This is a genomic window from Streptomyces sp. NPDC042259 (assembly GCF_055582085.1).
The window spans coordinates 49,297-65,081 of sequence record NZ_JBVJDW010000008.1; the positions used below are offsets into that span (position 1 = coordinate 49,297).

Consider the following 15,785-nt stretch of genomic DNA (forward strand, 5'->3'; position numbering starts at 1 on the left):
GATGGGGACGCCGCGGTCAGTGGCCCGCCGGTGCGGCCCAGGCGCGCAATGACGTCTCGATGCCGTCCCACAGCGCCTCGACGTCCGCTCGCGCGTACCAGTCGGTCTTGAAGTTGATCGTTGCCGTCACCCCGTCCTCGTCCTCGTCCCAGAAGGTCGCGATGGAGGCGTCGTGCCATCCGACGGCAATCGGCAGCAGCCGGCTCTCTACACCCGGCATACCGACGGTGCCCACCGTTGTGCGCATGCCGAGGGGGCGGGCGTTGAAAGTGACGTAGGGGATGCGGGACTGGCGTCCCACGGCTGCCGGGTCCATCCGGTCGATGAGCACCGGCCAGGGCATGTCTCCGTCGTCCAGGGTGACCAGCAACCGGCGGCGGAAATGGCGCAGGTAGTCCGCCGTGCCGGGCAGCCCCGCGGGCTCACTGGTTAGAACGGCCTTGCTCGCCAGCCAGCCGACGGTCTGGTGCAGTGCGGGCAGTTCCCGGTTGGCGGTCGAGAGGGTGGTGGCCACCGTGCCGCTGTCGGACAGGGCGCACAGCGAGCGGTGCAGCGCGGCGTGCATGAGGTTCAGTGCGGTCATTCTCAGCGGTCTGGCCGTCGTGCCCAGGGCCCGGCACAGTTCGAGCGGCAGCCGACGGCTGAAGCCGTCCCGCTTCTCGTAACGGACGGACGGACGCCCGGTGAAACCGGAGATCGGCATCGCGGGGATCGCCCCGACCCCGGCCAGGGCGCCCGCCAGCCGGTCCAGGGCCCGCTGCCCTTCCGGGGAGGCCACCGTCCGGTTCTGCTGCCGGACGAAGTCGGGGAAGGAAGTGCCGACCGGGGGCAGTTCGTGCCCGGTCCCCTCCCGCTCGGCGGCGTACAGCGCCGACAGGTCGCGCATCAGCACATTGAGCGACCAGCCGTCGCTGACCAGGTGCTCGGTGACCAGGGCAAGGTGGGTGAGATCGTCCGCCCGCTCGGTCACCAGCAACCGGGCCACCGGGCCCCGTTCCAGGTCGAAGGGGGCCGCGCAAGCCGTTCGCAGGGCCGCGAGATCGGCGTCCTCGCTGCCCGTGGTGGGCATCCGCGAGATGTCCGACGGTTCGGCCAGTCCGATGTGCCACATCATGGCATCGAGGTCGAAGCCGCTCAGCAGGACGGGGTGGCGCCGCTGGAGGGCGTGCCAGGCGCGGTTCATGGCGTCCAGGTCCACGGGCCCGGCGAGTTCCAGGGGGAGCGTGCTGTGGTGGGGGTTGAAGACCCCCGCCCGGGCGTCCTCCAGGGTCTGGCCCAGCCGGTGCCGCTGGTTCCAGGAGACCGGCATCGACTCACGCATGGTTCAGCTCCCGCACCGGCACGGACCGTGCGATCGAGGCGCCGTCGTGGGCACGGGATCCGCCGTCCGCCCGCAGCGGGCGCAGGAGTCGCTGCCGCGGGTCGCACATCACCTCGACGAGTTCGGGGCCTCGGTGCGCGAGCAGGCCGGCGAGGTCGCCGTCGAGGGTGGCGGCCCGCTCCAGCTTGCGGTAGGGCAGGCCGAACGCCTTCGCCACGTCGGTGAAGTTCAGCGGTTCCGGCTCCTCGATGGCGGGTCCCGGACAGAGGGCTTCCTGGGACTCGCGGATCGACGCGTATCCGCCGTTGTTCAGCACGAACACCTTGATGTCCAGGTCGTACTGGCTGATGGTCGCCAGTTCCTGGATGTTGAGTTCGATGGCCCCGTCCCCCACCAGGACCAGCACCTGGCCGTCGGGCCTGGTGAAAGCCGCGCCGACGGCCATGGGCAGTGCGGCCCCCATGTTGAGGAACGCGGCCGAGGTGATTTCCCGCTGGGAGGCGGAGAACTCCAGTGTCTGGCCGGACACGTAGTAGGCACTCCCGGTGTCGACCACGAACACATGGCCGGGGCCGGTGTGGGCGTCCAGCCGCTCGACGAAGCGGTACGAGTTCAGGGGCTCTTGCGGCTCGCCGCCGGTGATCGTGGGGTGCGCCACCTTCAGGGCGGTGCAGGTGGCCAGCCAGCTCTCGCTCGTGACCGGCTCGGCCGTCTCCGCCGACTCCAGGAGCAGCGCGACGAGCAGGTCCCGGACGTCCATGCGGACGGGGAAGTCGATGCGCACTCCCTTCTTCTTCAGCTGGGAGGGGTCGATGTCCACGACGACGACGGTCGCCTCCGGGTCGAAGCTGTCGGCGTCCTCGCCGACGAAGCCGGTCGACAGGCTCGATCCCAGCGTGATGACCAGATCCGCCTGAGCCATGATCAGGCCCGGGTACAGCCGGCCGCGGATGCCGCCCTGGCCGAACCAGAGGGGCGAGTCGTACGGCAGGAGGTCATTGCCCAGCCGGGAGGCGACGACCGGGAGCCGCAGCCGCTCGATGAGCGTCCGGAACTGCTCCTCGGCCGCGCCCTGCCGGATTCCCTGGCCCGCGATGACCAACGGCCGGTCGGCGGCACGCAGCATGGCCATGATCTGCCGGGCCGCCTGCCGGGAGCCCGCGCCCTGGGCTTCCGTGGTGGCGGACGGGGGTGCGCCGCGCAGGGTGGCCGGGTCGATTTCGGCCGCCTGCACATCGAGCGGGATGTCCAGCCACACCGGCCCCGGCCGGCCCGAGAGGGCCTCCCGGACCGCCTGGTCGAGATGTGCCTTGATGTCGGCGGGGTGTTCCACCAGCGCCGCGTACTTGGTCAGGGTCCGGGCGCTGCCCACCACGCCGAAGCCCTGCACACCGAAGGAGCGGGCGTGCGCGTCGATGTGCCGGGTCTCGACCTGTCCGGAGATCACGAGCACCGGCACCCCGTCGGCGTAGGCGTCGACGAGCCCCGCGAGCGCGTTGACCGCACCGGGGCCGCTGGTGACCAGCGCCACCCCCAGGTTGCCGTCGAGCTTGGCGGCGCCGGTGGCCATGAGCGTGGCGGCCGTCTCGTGCCGGGCACAGACGTTCACCAGGTCGGCGTGCGCGGCGAAGGCCTGGTCGAGATGGATCGAACCGGTGCCGGAGAGGCCGTAGCAGGTACGGACGCCGAGGTCGTACAGATAGGACGCGACGTAGTCGGCCACGCGAACGGTCATCGCAGCCACTCCCCCACACGTCGCGCCAGCTTCGGTGCGGTCAGCCCGAAGTGGTCGTAGAGGTGATCGGCGGGGCCGATGGGGGCGAACACCTGCGGAATACCGATCTGCAGGACGGGCACGGGAGTGGTGCGCACCACGACCTCCGCGACCGCGCCGCCCAGGCCGCCGTTGACGACGTGGTCCTCGGCGACCACCAGGCGGCCGGTCTCGCGGGCCGCTGTGGCGATGGCCTCGGCGTCGATCGGCTCGATGGATCCCAGGTGCAGGACGCGGGCGTCCACCCCCTCCTCGGCGAGGATCCGGGCCGCCTCCACGAGCCGGGTGGTGAGCAGGCCGCTGCCGATCAGGGTGACATCACGGCCGTCGCGAAGCTGTGCCGAGCCGCCGTAGGAGAAGGTGTGTCCGGCCGGGAACAGCTCGGGGGTGTCGAGCTTGCTGACGATTCTGATGTAGACCGGGCCGTCGTGGGCCAGCGCCTCGTGGAGGGCGGCCACCGTGTCCCGGGGCGTGGCCGGGGAGAGCACCTTCATGCGCGGGATGGCGCGCATCCACGCCAGGTCCTCGACCGCGTGGTGGGTTCCGCCGAGTGCGCCGTAGGCGAGGCCGCTGACGAAACCGCAGAAGATCACGTCGGCGTCGGTGTACGCGGCGTTCTTGACCTGCTCCAGGGCCCGGGAAGCCAGGAAGCAGGACGCGGAGTAGACGAATGGGCGCAGTCCGCTGTTGGCCAGTCCGATCGAGACGCCGACGAGGTTCTGCTCGGCGATGCCCACGTCGACGAACCGCTCGGGGAACTCGGCCTGGAAGCCGAGCGCGGAGTGGGTCTCGGCGGAGTCGTTGTTGACGATGCAGATCCGCTCGTCCCGGCGCGCCAGCTCCAGCAGCTCGGCGGAGAAAGCGGTGGCGCAGTCAGTCATGGGGAACCTCCTCAAGCTCCTGAAGCGCCTGCTGCAGGAGTTCCGGCGTGATCTGGCGGCTGTGCCATTCGAGGTTGCGTTCCATGAAGGAGACGCCCTTGCCCTTGACCGTCGACGCGATCAGGCAGGTCGGCTTGCCGGGGGTGAGGGGCGCCGCGCGGAGCACGTCGAGGAGCGTGTCGACGTCGTGCCCGTCGACGGTGCGCACCTCCCAGCCGAAGGAGCGCCACTTCTCGTCCAGTGGCTCCAGGGCGTTGATGTCCTCGGTGCTCGCGCCCTTCTGGGCGAGGTTCCGGTCGACGATCACGACGAGACTGTCCAGGTTCCGGGAGGCGGCCAGCATCGCGGCCTCCCAGTTGCTGCCCTCCTGGAGTTCGCCGTCGCCGGTCAGGACGAAGGTCCGTCGCGCGGATCCCCGCACCCGGGCGCCGAGCGCCGAGCCGACACCGAGCGAGAGACCGTGGCCGAGCGAGCCGGTGTTGAACTCGACGCCCGGCACCCGCGTGGAGACCACGGTGCTCAGCCGGGAGCCGGCGGCGCCGAAGGTCGCCAGTTCCTCTTCCGGTATGAGCCCCTTGAGCGCCAGCACGCTGTACATGGCAGCGGAGGCGTGGGCCTTGCTGAGGACGAACCGGTCCCGGTCGGCGTCCTCGGGGCCGCCGCGCAGCACTCCGAAGTAGAGGCTGCACAGGATGTCCATGGCGGAGAGGTCCGCACCGATGTGGCCGGTCCTGGCGGTGCTGACCGTGGTCAGCGCGAGCGCCCTGGCGCGCGCCGCCTGGCGGCGTACCGTGGCCGCGTCTTGCAACAACACGATGTCCCTTTCTGGTTCACGTCTGATGGCACGTCATGTGCCGGGGGTGCGGTGCGGCCGTCAGACGCCCAGCTGCTGCCACTCCTCGAGACGCTGGAGCTCGAAGACGTCCTTGACGCCGGAGATACCGTCCTCGAGGTGGGCCGTGTGACCGGTTTCGTAGATCGAGGTGAAGGTGGAGCGCAGCGACGTGATGGTGGCGCGCAGCCCCTGGTTCGCGTAGATGACGGCGGAGACGCCGGCCTTGTGGGCGTCGTCGGCGTGCCACTCGGGGTAGGTGGTGGGCACCACGACGACGGGCAGTCGGTCGTCCCAGCGGCCGAGGAACTCCAGGACCTGGTCCTTGGTCTTCTGCTTCGAGTGCACGAGCACCGCGTCCGCGCCCGCGTCGGCGTAGGCGGCACACCGCTTGAGCGCCTCGTCGACACCGAGACCGCTGATCATCGCCTCCGTACGGGCGATGACGAAGAAGTCGTCGGTGCGCTGTGCCTTCTTCGCCGTCGCGATCTTGTGGGCGAAGGCGCGCACGTCCAGCAGGGTGTGGTCGGCGGCGGCGAAGCTGTTCATCTTCGGGAAGATCTTGTCTTCGATGCTCACGGCGGTGATGCCGGCGCTCTCGTACTCGCCCACCATGTAGGCGACGTTCATGCTGTTGCCGAACCCGGTGTCGCAGTCGGCGACGACCGGCACGGACAGCGCCTTCTGGATGTTGGCCGCGGCCTCCAGATAGTCGGTCATGCTCAGCAGGCTGGCGTCGGGGAGGCAGCGTGCCGCGGAGATTTCGAAGCTCGACGCCCATACCGCCTGGAATCCGCTCTGCTGGGCGATGAGACCGCCCAGGGAGGAGTGGGCGCCGGCGACCTTGGTGAGGGGGTTGTCGGCCAGTACCTGCCGGAACGACGGGTAGGTGTTGCGGATCACGGGGTTACTCCTTGGGTAGGGCGGCATCAGCGGCTGCCGCCGGGGCCGGTGGGGTGGGGGTGTGCCGGGTGAAGGCCCGGCCGGCGACCAGGCCCGCGGCGAGGAACAGCGCGGCCAGGGCCAGCCAGCCGGTGGCTCCGCAGCGCATGGTGAGCACCGTCACCAGCGCCGGGCCCAGGAACTGCTGGAAGCCCCGGGCCAAGGCGAATACGCCCTGGTACTCGCCCATGCGATCCGGTGGCGGCAGCGCGAAGGCCAGGCCCCAGCTGCCGGCCGCCTGGGCCAGTTCGCCCGCGGTGAGGACGACGAGGGCGGGCACCAGGAAGAGGACGGACCAGAGCGCGTCGTGGCCGGCGGACAGGGCGAACAGGACGCAGGCGACCGACAGCAGCACGCCGGCCCGTACCAGCAACCGCCCGGAACCGCGCACCGTCTCCGCGCCCTTGCTCCCGGCGACCTGGAAGAGGACCACCAGGACGGTGTTCAGCGCCATCAGAGCGGCGGTCAGGGCTTCGGGGGCGTCGGTCCGGTGGACGATCCACAGCGGCATGCCGACGGTGAGGACCGGCAGGTAGAACTCCAGCACGCCGCTGAGCCCGGTCGCGAGCAGAAAACGCCGGTCCTTGACCGCGGCCCATGAGCGCGTGGCGGACGCCGCGGGGGCCGGCTCCGCCCGGGACGGCGGGCGCAGCCGGACGGCGAGGACGGCACAGCCCAGTTGGGCGACCGCGTTCGCCGCGCTGACCGCGATGAAGGCCGATCTGCTGCCGGAGGCCAGCGCCAGGCCCGCCATGGACGCCCCGGCGGTGAATCCGAGGTTGAACACGCTGCGCATCTGGGCGCGCACCCTCGACGCGTCACCGCCGAACAGGGCATGGATCAGGGCACCGCGCAACGGGCCGGCACCGGTTTCACAGATCCCGATGAGCGCCGCGACCATGACGAAGGCGGCCACGCTGTCGACGAAGGGGTAGAGGAGGAAGAGCGGTCCGAGCAGCGCGTAGCTGAGAGCCAGCGGCACGCGGGGGCCCCAGCGGTCGGCGAGCCGGCCGGCCGGGATCGAGCAGAGGAAGCCGCAGAGTCCCGCCGCCGACATGGCGAAGGCCAGCTGGCCGGTGGAGAAGCCCTCGGTCCGGGTGAGGAAGACCGCGCCGGAGGTGAGGAAGAGACCGGTTCCGAGGGACTGCGCGAACATCAGGGCGGCCATCCGGCGGGCCGCACCCGGTGCGGGCACCAGGTCTCGCACGATGCCGAGGGGGGTGGCGGATCTTTTGGACAGGGGGTTTGCGGACATGGGGGTCCCCGTTCACGGGCGGTTCACAGGCGGGGGCCGGCAGGTCGAGGAGTCCGCGACGGGAAGACCGGGACCGTCCGGTCTTCGGGAAGGGCGGCGCCGGGGGTGCGGTCCGGGAGTGATCCGGCCGCGCGCGGTCGTCGGCGTCGGGCGGCGGTCAGATGTGGTCGAAGAGCGCCGGGTTCTCCACCGCTTCGGCGAGTTCTCTGAGGGTGCTCCGGCGGAGGACCCCGGAACGCGGCATGGGGATGCCCGCGTCGATCGCACGGGTGGCGATCGTCAGGGCCAGCAGTGAATCGCCACCGAGGTCGAAGAAGTCGGCGTCGATATCGGTGACGGGCTCACCGAGGGCCTCTTCCCAGAGACGGGAAAGTGTCGCGACAATGTCCTGGTTCAGCATGGCATTCCTTCGTCGAACCCCGTGCTGTGGCACGGGCATGGGCAGGTGGCCGGGTGACGCGGGTCCGGCTCGGCCGCCGGTGGGATCCGAGCGGGCGGGCATCATGCGCCGACGCGCGCCGAAACCTTCCAGGACTCCGGCGGCCGCCACTGGCGCCACTTCTCCCACCAACCGGCCCCTCGCTCCACGAGGTCGGCGACCTCGGCGGCCGCGGCCCGCACAGACGCCGTCTCTTCCGCGGTGAACCCGCCGGAGCGCACCCGCTCCTCGAAGTCGTCGACGTCCTTCCACCGGTACGGTGAGCCGTCGGCCGGGATCCACATGTCCAGTTCCTGGTCCAAGGTGTCGAACCCGTTCGGGGTCCGGCGCATCGGCTCCTGGAAGTTGACGTACCAGCCGTCGAACCGGGGTCCGTCCCAGCGCGCCCACACCGCGTAGCCGTCACCGGGGCGCTGCAGTTGCAGCACTCCGTCCGACTGCCAGACGTGCTCGAAGGCGCTCCAGGGGTGCATGCCCCAGCGGAAGTCACCGGTGCCGAAGGTGAGCGGGGTGTTCTTGGCCAGGTAGACGGCCAGGGTGCGACCGTCGTCGGCGGCCACGCGCACCGGGTAGCTGATCCACTCCTGGCCGTCGAGGATCTCGCGGCGGACGATCGTCTCGCCGACAGGGAAGGTGTCGTGCTTCACGGCGGAAGGGCGTCGGTGGCTCAGAACTCGGCCGCGCTGACGCACGGCAGTTGCGTCCGGAAGCCGGTGGCCCGCGTCGCCGGGTCGACGGTGATGAGGGCGACCACGGCTGTGGTGACAGCGGCGAGGCCGGTGGTGCGGGTGTGGAACGTAGGCATGGGAATTCCCTTGGGGGGTGATCGTGCGGCGACCGCCTGGTTCTCTTCGGCAAGCCGCGCCTGACCTGCAGGCATTCATCAGCTTGGGCCCGGCCACTAACGTTTGGCTGTCTTGGCGCTGTCGTCCTGCTAATCACCCCGCGTGTATCCGTGGTCAGGGCGCGATACCCGGCCGGAGGTGCTCGACGAGCGCCTGGAGGACGAAGAGGTTCGGGATGCCGGACACCCGGGGGCCCGGCCCCTGGCACGTCCCGTCGATGTCGAACGTGACGGCTTCCCCGTGGAGCCGGATATGCCGGACCTGCGGCCATCGCGCGCGCAGCACGCCGTGTCCGGCTCCGTACCCGACCTCGTCCCGGGTGAGCCACAGCTCGCCGAAGGCCAGGCGCTCTCCCCCGGCAAGTGCCGTCAGAGCGGCGGGCAGTTGGGCACGGGTGACGCGCCGCCGGATCTCGGACCGCCAGCGCGCCGCGTCATCGCTCTCCGGTCCGCCGCGCAGCAGGATGCGCTCCCCCTCGGTGCCGGTGAGTGTCCAGACGGTGCCGGCGCGGGCCGGTGCGTGCGGGGCCGGCGCACTCGTCCGGAAGACGGAGGTGGTGTCGTAGCGGATGACGTGGATTTGTCCTTTGCCGCCGGCCACCGTCATGCCGTGCTCGTACAGGTCCAGTCGCGCGGCGTCGCGCGGCGTCGGCGTGGCCGGTACGCCGCGCCGGGCGAAGGCCGGCAGACCGCGGAATACTGCGGTCCGCCGGGCCTTCGCGCGTGCCGTGTGCGCGGCCGCCGCGTAGGTCGCGTGCCGTTTGCCGAGGTGCTCGCGGCCGGCCGCCGCCGAGATCCTCGCCAGCAGCAGTTCCTCGCCGCGGGTACGCCGTGCCGGTCCGGTCACCGTGTGGTTCCGGTGAGGCCGGGGCGGGCGTCGTCCCCGCGCAGGATCATGTGGTGCGTCCGCCGCAGCATCCGGCCCGGGGAGACCCCCAGGTCGTCGGCCAGACGGCGGCGGGTGCGGTCGAAGACGGTCAGGGCGTCGGCCTGCCGGCCGCTGAGGTACAGGGCGCGCATCAGCATGACGGCGGCCGGTTCGTTCAGTGGCTGCGTCACGGTCAGGGCCGACAGCTCGGCGATCGCTTCGCGGTGCCGGCCGAGCCGGAGCTGCCAGTCGAGCTTCCGCTGCACGAGGACGTTCCTCCGCTCGGTGAGCCGTAGCCGCTCCAGCTCGGCGAAGGGTCCGGGCTGGCCGGCCAGGGGTTCGCCGCGGAAGAGGCCCAGGGCCCGGGAGCAGAGGCGGACCGCCTCGGTCAGGTCGCCCGCCCGCTCGGCCGTGCCGGCGGCGGTGACCAGTTCCTCCAGGCGCGTCACGTCCAGGGTGACCTCGCCGGGGAGCAGCCGGTAGCCGCACTGGTCGCGCTCGATCGCCGATCCCGGGCCGTCGTCTTCCCCCCGCAGGGCCTTGCGCAGCCGGTAGATGTACACCGGCACCACGTTCGTGCTCGGTGGCTCCTCCCCCCATACCCCGTCGAGCAGTTCCTGTCGGCTGACGGTCCGGCCCGGGCACAGGGCCAGCGCTGTCAGGACGGCTTGCTGGCGTAGGTGCCCCAGGTCCACGGGCTGTCCGTCGTGCCAGGCCCGCAGGGGCCCGAGCAGTGAGATCCGTATGCGGGGTTCGGGTATCCGGCGGACGGCAGCCGGTCGCGGCGCGCTCGCCGTCGGTCTGCGGGGGCCGCGGCCGGGGGCGACCAGACCGCAGTCGAAGGCGTGGACGATGGCGGCGGCCCGGTCACGCAGCCGGAGCCGGCCGAGGATGCGGGTGAGGTGTCCGGCCACGGCGTCCTCGGGGATGGCGAGGGCCGCGGCGATCTCGTCGTCCCGCAGGCCGCAGCCGACCGCGTAGAGCACCTCGCGCTCCCGCTGCTCGAGCGTGGTGACGGCCGGCCGGCCGGCGGTCGTGGTGATCGGCATCGTGGGTCTCCAGACTGGGGGTCCGCTGTCGGCGGTGGGCGCGTCGACACTGGCCCCGGTGCCGGACGACGGACAGGCCAGCCGACCGGCCGTATCCGGCCGGTGGCCGCGCTAAAGTCCCCCACCTGGGGAAACGACATAGCCGAGGGAAGGCACTGACCTGTGGCCAGTGAGTTCAGCGCGCTGTTACGGCGGCTGCGGCACGACGCGGGAATGACTCAGGAGACTCTGGCGGAGCGTGCCGGAGTGGGCGTGCGCACCATCCGCGGACTGGAGACAGGCGAGCGCGCCGACCCGAGGGTGACCACGGTGCGGCTGCTGGCCGACGCACTCGCCCTCGCCCCGGCGGAACGCGAGGAACTGCTGGCGGCGGCCGTCCGCCGGACCGGGCCCGGCGCCCCGCCCGACGGCGGGCCGGCCGGCTGCACCGAGCCGGTCACCGGGCCGGTCACCAGGCCGCCGGTGCCGCCGGCCGCATCGGTGCCGGCGGTTTCCTTCGTGCCGGGGCCGGGGCCCGTGCCGAAGCCCCCGTCCGTACCGCTGTCGGCGTTGCACGAAACCCTGGCCGACGTCGCCGGGCAACTCGCCCACGCGGTGGCCGCCCGCTGGCAGCGCGAGGAGGAACAGCGGCAGGTGCACGACCCGTACCCGCTGCCGGTGCGCTGGCGTCCGGTCCCCGAGGAGCTGACCGACCACTGGGCCAACATCCGCCGGCTGCCCGCCGGAGGCAGCCACGGTCCGCTGGACCTCAGCGGTCGCCTGGACGAGATCGTGGGCACGTACCGGCGCATACCCTCCGGGCGGCTGGTGGTGCTGGGCCGGCCCGGGTCCGGGAAGACGATACTCACCATGCGGTTCGTCCTCGACTACCTGAAGTCCAGGAGCAGGACCGAGGCCGTACCGGTGATCTTCAGCATCGGTGCCTGGGACCCCACCACCATCACCTTCCGGGACTGGCTGGCCGCGCAGCTGACGCGCGATCACCCGGGGCTCGCCGCCCCGGCGCCCGGCGGGACGACCCTGGCCGCCGCGCTGGTCGAGTCCGGCCGGGTGCTCCCCGTGCTGGACGGCTTCGACGAGATCGCCGACGGGCTGAACCGCCCGGCGCTGGAGGCCCTCAACGCCACCACCCTGCCCCTGCTGCTGACGAGCCGCCCCGGCGAGTACGCCGCCGCGGTGGCCGAGACCGATGTGCTCACGTCCGCCGCGGCGGTGGAGCTGGCCGATCTCACCCTGAGCGATCTGGCCGACTATCTGCCGCGCACCACGCGCAAGGCCCGCGGCGGCCCCGCGACCACCGCGTGGGACCCCGTACTGGACGAACTGCGCGAGCGGCCCCACAACCGGGAAAGCGCCCGTCTCGCCGCGGTGCTCACCACGCCCCTGATGGTCACGCTCGCCCGCACCGTCTACAGCGACACCCCCGGCCGCGACCCGGCCGCACTGCTGGAAGCGCGACAGTACGGCGGCCAAGCCGAGCTGGAGGCACACCTCCTCGACAACTTCACCGCCGCCGCCTACCGTCCCGGACCGGACAACCGCCCGGCCGGCGGCCCCCGGCATGACATCGACCCGGAACGCGCCGAGTACTGGCTCGGCTACCTCGCCCACCACCTGGCCCGGCTCGACACCCCCAACCTGGAGTGGTGGCGGCTCGGTTCGGGGCTGCGCCGCTCCACCCGCACCCTGGTGACGGCCCTGGTGATCTCTCTGACCATCGGGCTCGTCGACTGTGCCGCCGGCACCCTCTTCGACCCCCTCGGCTTCCAGCTCGCCGACGGGCTGGCGGTGGGGCTCTTCTCCGGCGTCATGTTCGGGGTCGCGTACTGGTTCATGGTCGGGGCCAAGGACACGGCGGTGCCGCCGTCCACCATGGGCGTGAAGGTGGGCGGCAGGATGCGGAGGGCCGGGCGGAAGACCGCCGCCCGATTCCTGATCGGATCGCTGTGCGGGCTTGTCTTCGGCTTCGGCTACGGCTTCCTGCACGGAGTGCACATCGGTGTCCTCCGCCGGGCCGGCCTCCCGGGCACCTTGTGCATCGGTCTCGACGACGGCGTGTTCTTCGGGCTCGTGTTCGCACTGGGCGCCGGTCCCGCCCTCGGGCTGCTGGCCCTTCTGGAGACCCCCCTCGACATCCGCTCCGCCGTCAATCCGGTCAGCCTGCTGCACACCAACTTCCGCACCGTCGCCGCCCAGTTCGTCGTGTGGGTGCCCGCGTTCGGGCTCCTGATCGGCTTCGGGTCCGGGGCCGTGATCGGCCCCATGTCGGCGGTCCTCGGCCCGCTCGTCTGGAACCTCACCGCCTCGCTCAAGCTCGGTGCCATCAGCGGGATCGGGGGCGCCCTCGGTTACGCGCTCGGTCTGACGGCCTGGGGCCAGTGGGTGGTCTTCGCCCGGATCTGGCTGCCGCTGACCGGTCGGCTGCCCTGGAACGTCGTGGCCTTCCTCGAGGACGCCTACCGGCGGGGCGTTCTCCGCCAGTCGGGCGCGGTCTACCAGTTCCGCCACGCCCGTCTGCGGGACCACCTCGCCCGCACCTACCGGGCGTTCCCCCGCCGGCCGGGCAGGCGAGGCGGCGGCGCGCCCCGGTGCTGACCACTCGGTACGCTCACGCGGCCCCGAACACCACCGCCGAGTTCCGGACGCCGGACCCGCCGGTGCTCCGACCGGTGTCGGAGCACCGGCGGTACCTACGAGATGGTGAGTTCGGCGATGCCCGTGCGGGACGTGGCGGCGGCGTCGCCGCGCACCACCACCCGTACGTAGCGGGCGCGAACCGGCTCGCCGCCGCCTTGGCCGGACGGGGCTTCGCGCCAGTGCCGCCCGTCGAGGGACAGTTGTACGTCGTACGAAGCGGGGGCCGGACCGCTCCAGGCCGGGCTGACCTTGGTGACGCGCACGGGCTTGCCGAGATCGTCGGTGAGGGTGCCGTGCGGGCCGTCCGGTACCCAGGCCGTGGCCGGGTTGCCGTCGACGGCGGCGTCCGCGTACATGCCGGGTTCCTCGGTGGAGGCGGTGACGGGGGTGCAGCGGGCCGCGTTGTCGGTGGGAACGAGGTCGGGGCGCCGGGTCGTGAGGACGACCGGTGCGGCCTTGGTGAGGGTCCTCGCCCCCTGGGGGGTGTCAAGGGGCATGGCCGGGCCGTCGGTGAGCCGCACGGTGGTGTGGTGGGAGCGCAGCTCGACGTCGTAGGTGCGGCCCTGCCAGCGCAGACCGCGCAGGTTGACGCCGTGGTCGCCGAGCTGCGGGGGCAGCATCGGGTCGAGGTGGAGCCGGTCCTCGTGCATCCGCATGCCCGTCAGGCCGTTGGTGAAGATCTGCAGGAATCCGCCCTTGCCGGTGAGGAAGTCGTGCGCGGGCGACCCGGCCAGCGGGTCGTCGGCCCCCGCCTTGGTGCCACGGGCCTCGGAGAACTGGGCGAAGGGGCCCCGTACGAACGGCTTGATGGAGCGTTGCAGATAGGTGTACGTCGAGCAGCCCGGTTCGCCCGTCCCGGCGGCGGCGATGGCGTGCACCGAGTCCGTCATGGCGGGGCCGTCGGGGTCGGTCCGCTGGGCGTAGTAGTCGAGGGTGCGGCCGGCGGCGCCCTCCGGCATCGGCCACTGGAGGGGGTACATCAGCAGCACCGTGTCGGCCTGCTTTATCCTGCCGCCCCGGTAGCCGTCGTACTGCTGGTAGACCTTGCTTCGGGCGTCGTACGGGATCCTGATCCGGTCGGCGATCGACGACCACCGGCCGGGAACGCGCTCGCCGAGCAGTCGCGCGGCACGGGTGGCGTTGCGCAGGGCGGTGGCGGCGCCGGCGTTGGTGAAGACCGCGTCGTCGACGCCGTTGCTGTACTCGTCGGGGCCGGCGGTGTCCTTGATGGAGTAGCTGCCGTCCGCGTTGCGTTCGACCCTCCCGGCCCAGAACTCGGCTATGCCCTTCAGCACCGGCCAGCCGCGCTCGCGTAGCCAGTCTCTGTCACCGGTGGCGAGGTAGTACTGCCAGGTGGCCAGGGATATGTCCGACTGGAGGTGGATCTGGGTGCGGCAGTGGGGCGGGTCCACACTGTGGCATTCCGTGGCCAGGTCGCCCTTGCTGCCGCTGTTCCAGGGGTAGAACAGTCCCGGGTAGCCGAGTTTGCGGGCGTTCGCCCGGGCTCCGCCGAGGGTGCGGTACCGGTAGTCGACGACGGTCCTGGCGAGTTCGGGGCTCCCGGCCAGCAGGGCCGGGTACATCCAGGTCTCGGCGTCCCAGAAGACGAGGCCCGCGTAGTTGTCGCTGGTCAGTCCGGACGGGCCGATGCTGTTGGCGGCGCCCTTCCGGGTGCTGGACAGCAGTCCGTACCGTGCGGAGCGCACCCATGCCTGCAGCTCGGGCCGCCCCGGCACCTCGATGTCTGCGCGCCACAGCCGGGCCCAGGCGGCCGTGTGGGCGCGCAGCAACCCCTCCCATCCGCGCCGGGCGGCGCGCTGTGCGGCGGCGGTGGCGGCCTGTTGACGGGGCGTCCGTGAGGTCAGCGCGGTGTCGACGCCCACGTACTTGGTGACGTCGTACACGTGCCCCTTGCGGACGGGGAAGGTGAGGGATTGCCAGGCACTCAAGTCCTCGGCGTCGGCCGCACGCCGGGTGCGGGCCGTGTCGACGCCGGGTCCGGCCCGCAGGGTGGAGGCGACAGCGCCGTCAGTGTCCGTTCCGTCGGTGCGGAAGGCCACATCCATGGTCCGGCCGCCCCGGCTGCGGTCGCCGCCGCCGGTCTGCCGCACGCGCCGGGCGCCGCGTCCGTCGATCCGGTCGGTGACGACGGCCTCACCGCTCCAGCGCGGTGTCATGCTCAGCCGTACCGCGCCCACGTGCGGATCGTCGCGGTCGGCCAGCACCTCGTAGACCAGGTCGGTCTTCCGGCCGTCGGCGGCGGTCCAGGTCAGGGAGGTCCGGACGATCCCGCAGTGGAGGAAGAGGGTCTGGTGATACCCGGATATTCGGCCCTCTTGTGTCAAAGAGTTGAACGTATCGGCTTGTTTGCCTCCGGTGCCGACGGTGAGCGTGGACCAGTTCGGCACGGCCGCTATGGCCTGTCGGTCCGCGGCGGTCCGCTGGTTGTGCGCATAGAGCCCGGAGACGAACGAACCGTCGTAGCTCGGGGTGAAGAGCGGCCAGCCGGTCTTGGCGTCGCTCTCGGTGTAGCCGGCACCGTTGGACGGTACGCGCTGGCCCAGGTAGCCGTTGCCCACATAGGCGTGGTGGGTGTCGTCGCTGTTGATGCGGGTGGTCTCGAGCGTCCAGCCGTCCCCGGTCCGGCAACTGCCGCCCGGGGAGGGGGAGCCCCCGAAGCGGTCGGCGGTGGGGGGTTGTGGCGACTGCACGGCGGCCGCGGGCGGTGCCGAGGCGACCAGCACCCCTGCCAGCAGCAGTGCGGACAGGCGGGCGGGACGCGACCGCGCGTCGGGAGAGGGCGTCATGGGTCTCCGTCGTCTTGATCTCCGGCGAGAGTCCCGAGACCATAAATTTCATGAACGATAAACGTCAATAGCCTTGGCTTTGCGTAAGGTTCACAAAGACGATGAGGGCACCCGACGACCCGCCCGATGACCCGCC

Annotated in this window: 13 protein-coding genes; 1 reads left to right on the top strand and 12 read right to left on the bottom strand. The window is 71.7% G+C overall.

The window, feature by feature from the left end; all coding sequences use genetic code 11:
• Nucleotides 1–16: 16 nt before the first annotated feature.
• The 11 genes from ACZ6MA_RS21660 to ACZ6MA_RS21710 form a co-directional block, all read right to left on the bottom strand.
• Nucleotides 17–1,321 carry a condensation domain-containing protein gene (locus ACZ6MA_RS21660; RefSeq protein WP_469435539.1) on the bottom strand — a complete coding sequence of 435 codons (1,305 nt, stop codon included), beginning with the start codon at nucleotides 1,319–1,321 and terminating at the stop codon, nucleotides 17–19.
• Complete coding sequence (locus ACZ6MA_RS21665) at nucleotides 1,314–3,056, bottom strand: thiamine pyrophosphate-binding protein (RefSeq protein ID WP_469435540.1); 1,743 nt, start codon at nucleotides 3,054–3,056, stop codon at nucleotides 1,314–1,316. The genes ACZ6MA_RS21660 and ACZ6MA_RS21665 overlap by 8 nt, the downstream gene beginning before the upstream one ends.
• A complete protein-coding gene (locus ACZ6MA_RS21670; protein WP_469435541.1) occupies nucleotides 3,053–3,976 on the bottom strand; it encodes a transketolase family protein in 924 nt (307 codons plus the stop codon). The genes ACZ6MA_RS21665 and ACZ6MA_RS21670 overlap by 4 nt, the downstream gene beginning before the upstream one ends.
• Entirely contained in the window at nucleotides 3,969–4,790 is an 822-nt protein-coding gene (locus ACZ6MA_RS21675) for a transketolase (protein ID WP_469435542.1), read from the bottom strand. The genes ACZ6MA_RS21670 and ACZ6MA_RS21675 overlap by 8 nt, the downstream gene beginning before the upstream one ends.
• Nucleotides 4,791–4,850: 60 nt before the next feature.
• Nucleotides 4,851–5,711: an isocitrate lyase/phosphoenolpyruvate mutase family protein gene (locus ACZ6MA_RS21680; protein ID WP_469435543.1), complete on the bottom strand. Its 861-nt coding sequence runs from the start codon at nucleotides 5,709–5,711 to the stop codon at nucleotides 4,851–4,853.
• A gap of 4 nt (nucleotides 5,712–5,715) precedes the next feature.
• Complete coding sequence (locus tag ACZ6MA_RS21685; RefSeq protein ID WP_469435544.1) at nucleotides 5,716–7,005, bottom strand: MFS transporter; 1,290 nt, start codon at nucleotides 7,003–7,005, stop codon at nucleotides 5,716–5,718.
• A gap of 157 nt (nucleotides 7,006–7,162) precedes the next feature.
• Nucleotides 7,163–7,405 carry a phosphopantetheine-binding protein gene (locus ACZ6MA_RS21690; protein ID WP_469435545.1) on the bottom strand — a complete coding sequence of 81 codons (243 nt, stop codon included), beginning with the start codon at nucleotides 7,403–7,405 and terminating at the stop codon, nucleotides 7,163–7,165.
• 101 nt (nucleotides 7,406–7,506) lie between these two features.
• Nucleotides 7,507–8,091 (bottom strand): ribonuclease FAU-1 family protein, encoded by a 585-nt coding sequence (locus ACZ6MA_RS21695; RefSeq protein WP_469435546.1) that lies wholly within the window; start codon nucleotides 8,089–8,091, stop codon nucleotides 7,507–7,509.
• 20 nt (nucleotides 8,092–8,111) lie between these two features.
• A complete protein-coding gene (locus ACZ6MA_RS21700; protein ID WP_469435547.1) occupies nucleotides 8,112–8,249 on the bottom strand; it encodes a hypothetical protein in 138 nt (45 codons plus the stop codon).
• A 154-nt stretch (nucleotides 8,250–8,403) separates the two neighbouring features.
• Nucleotides 8,404–9,135, bottom strand: a complete 732-nt coding sequence (locus tag ACZ6MA_RS21705; protein ID WP_469435548.1) for a DUF6585 family protein — start codon at nucleotides 9,133–9,135, stop codon at nucleotides 8,404–8,406.
• Nucleotides 9,132–10,205: an AfsR/SARP family transcriptional regulator gene (locus ACZ6MA_RS21710; RefSeq protein WP_469435549.1), complete on the bottom strand. Its 1,074-nt coding sequence runs from the start codon at nucleotides 10,203–10,205 to the stop codon at nucleotides 9,132–9,134. Before ACZ6MA_RS21710 ends, ACZ6MA_RS21705 begins: the two co-directional genes overlap by 4 nt.
• Nucleotides 10,206–10,367: 162 nt before the next feature.
• Here ACZ6MA_RS21710 and ACZ6MA_RS21715 point away from each other — a divergent pair, with 162 nt between their 5' ends.
• Entirely contained in the window at nucleotides 10,368–12,800 is a 2,433-nt protein-coding gene (locus ACZ6MA_RS21715; RefSeq protein ID WP_469435550.1) for a helix-turn-helix domain-containing protein, read from the top strand.
• A 95-nt stretch (nucleotides 12,801–12,895) separates the two neighbouring features.
• On the opposite strand, the gene ACZ6MA_RS21720 is transcribed toward ACZ6MA_RS21715, so the two are convergent.
• The gene (locus ACZ6MA_RS21720) at nucleotides 12,896–15,649 is read right to left on the bottom strand and encodes a discoidin domain-containing protein (RefSeq protein ID WP_469435551.1); all 2,754 of its coding nucleotides are present in this window, start codon (nucleotides 15,647–15,649) and stop codon (nucleotides 12,896–12,898) included.
• Nucleotides 15,650–15,785 lie beyond the last annotated feature (136 nt).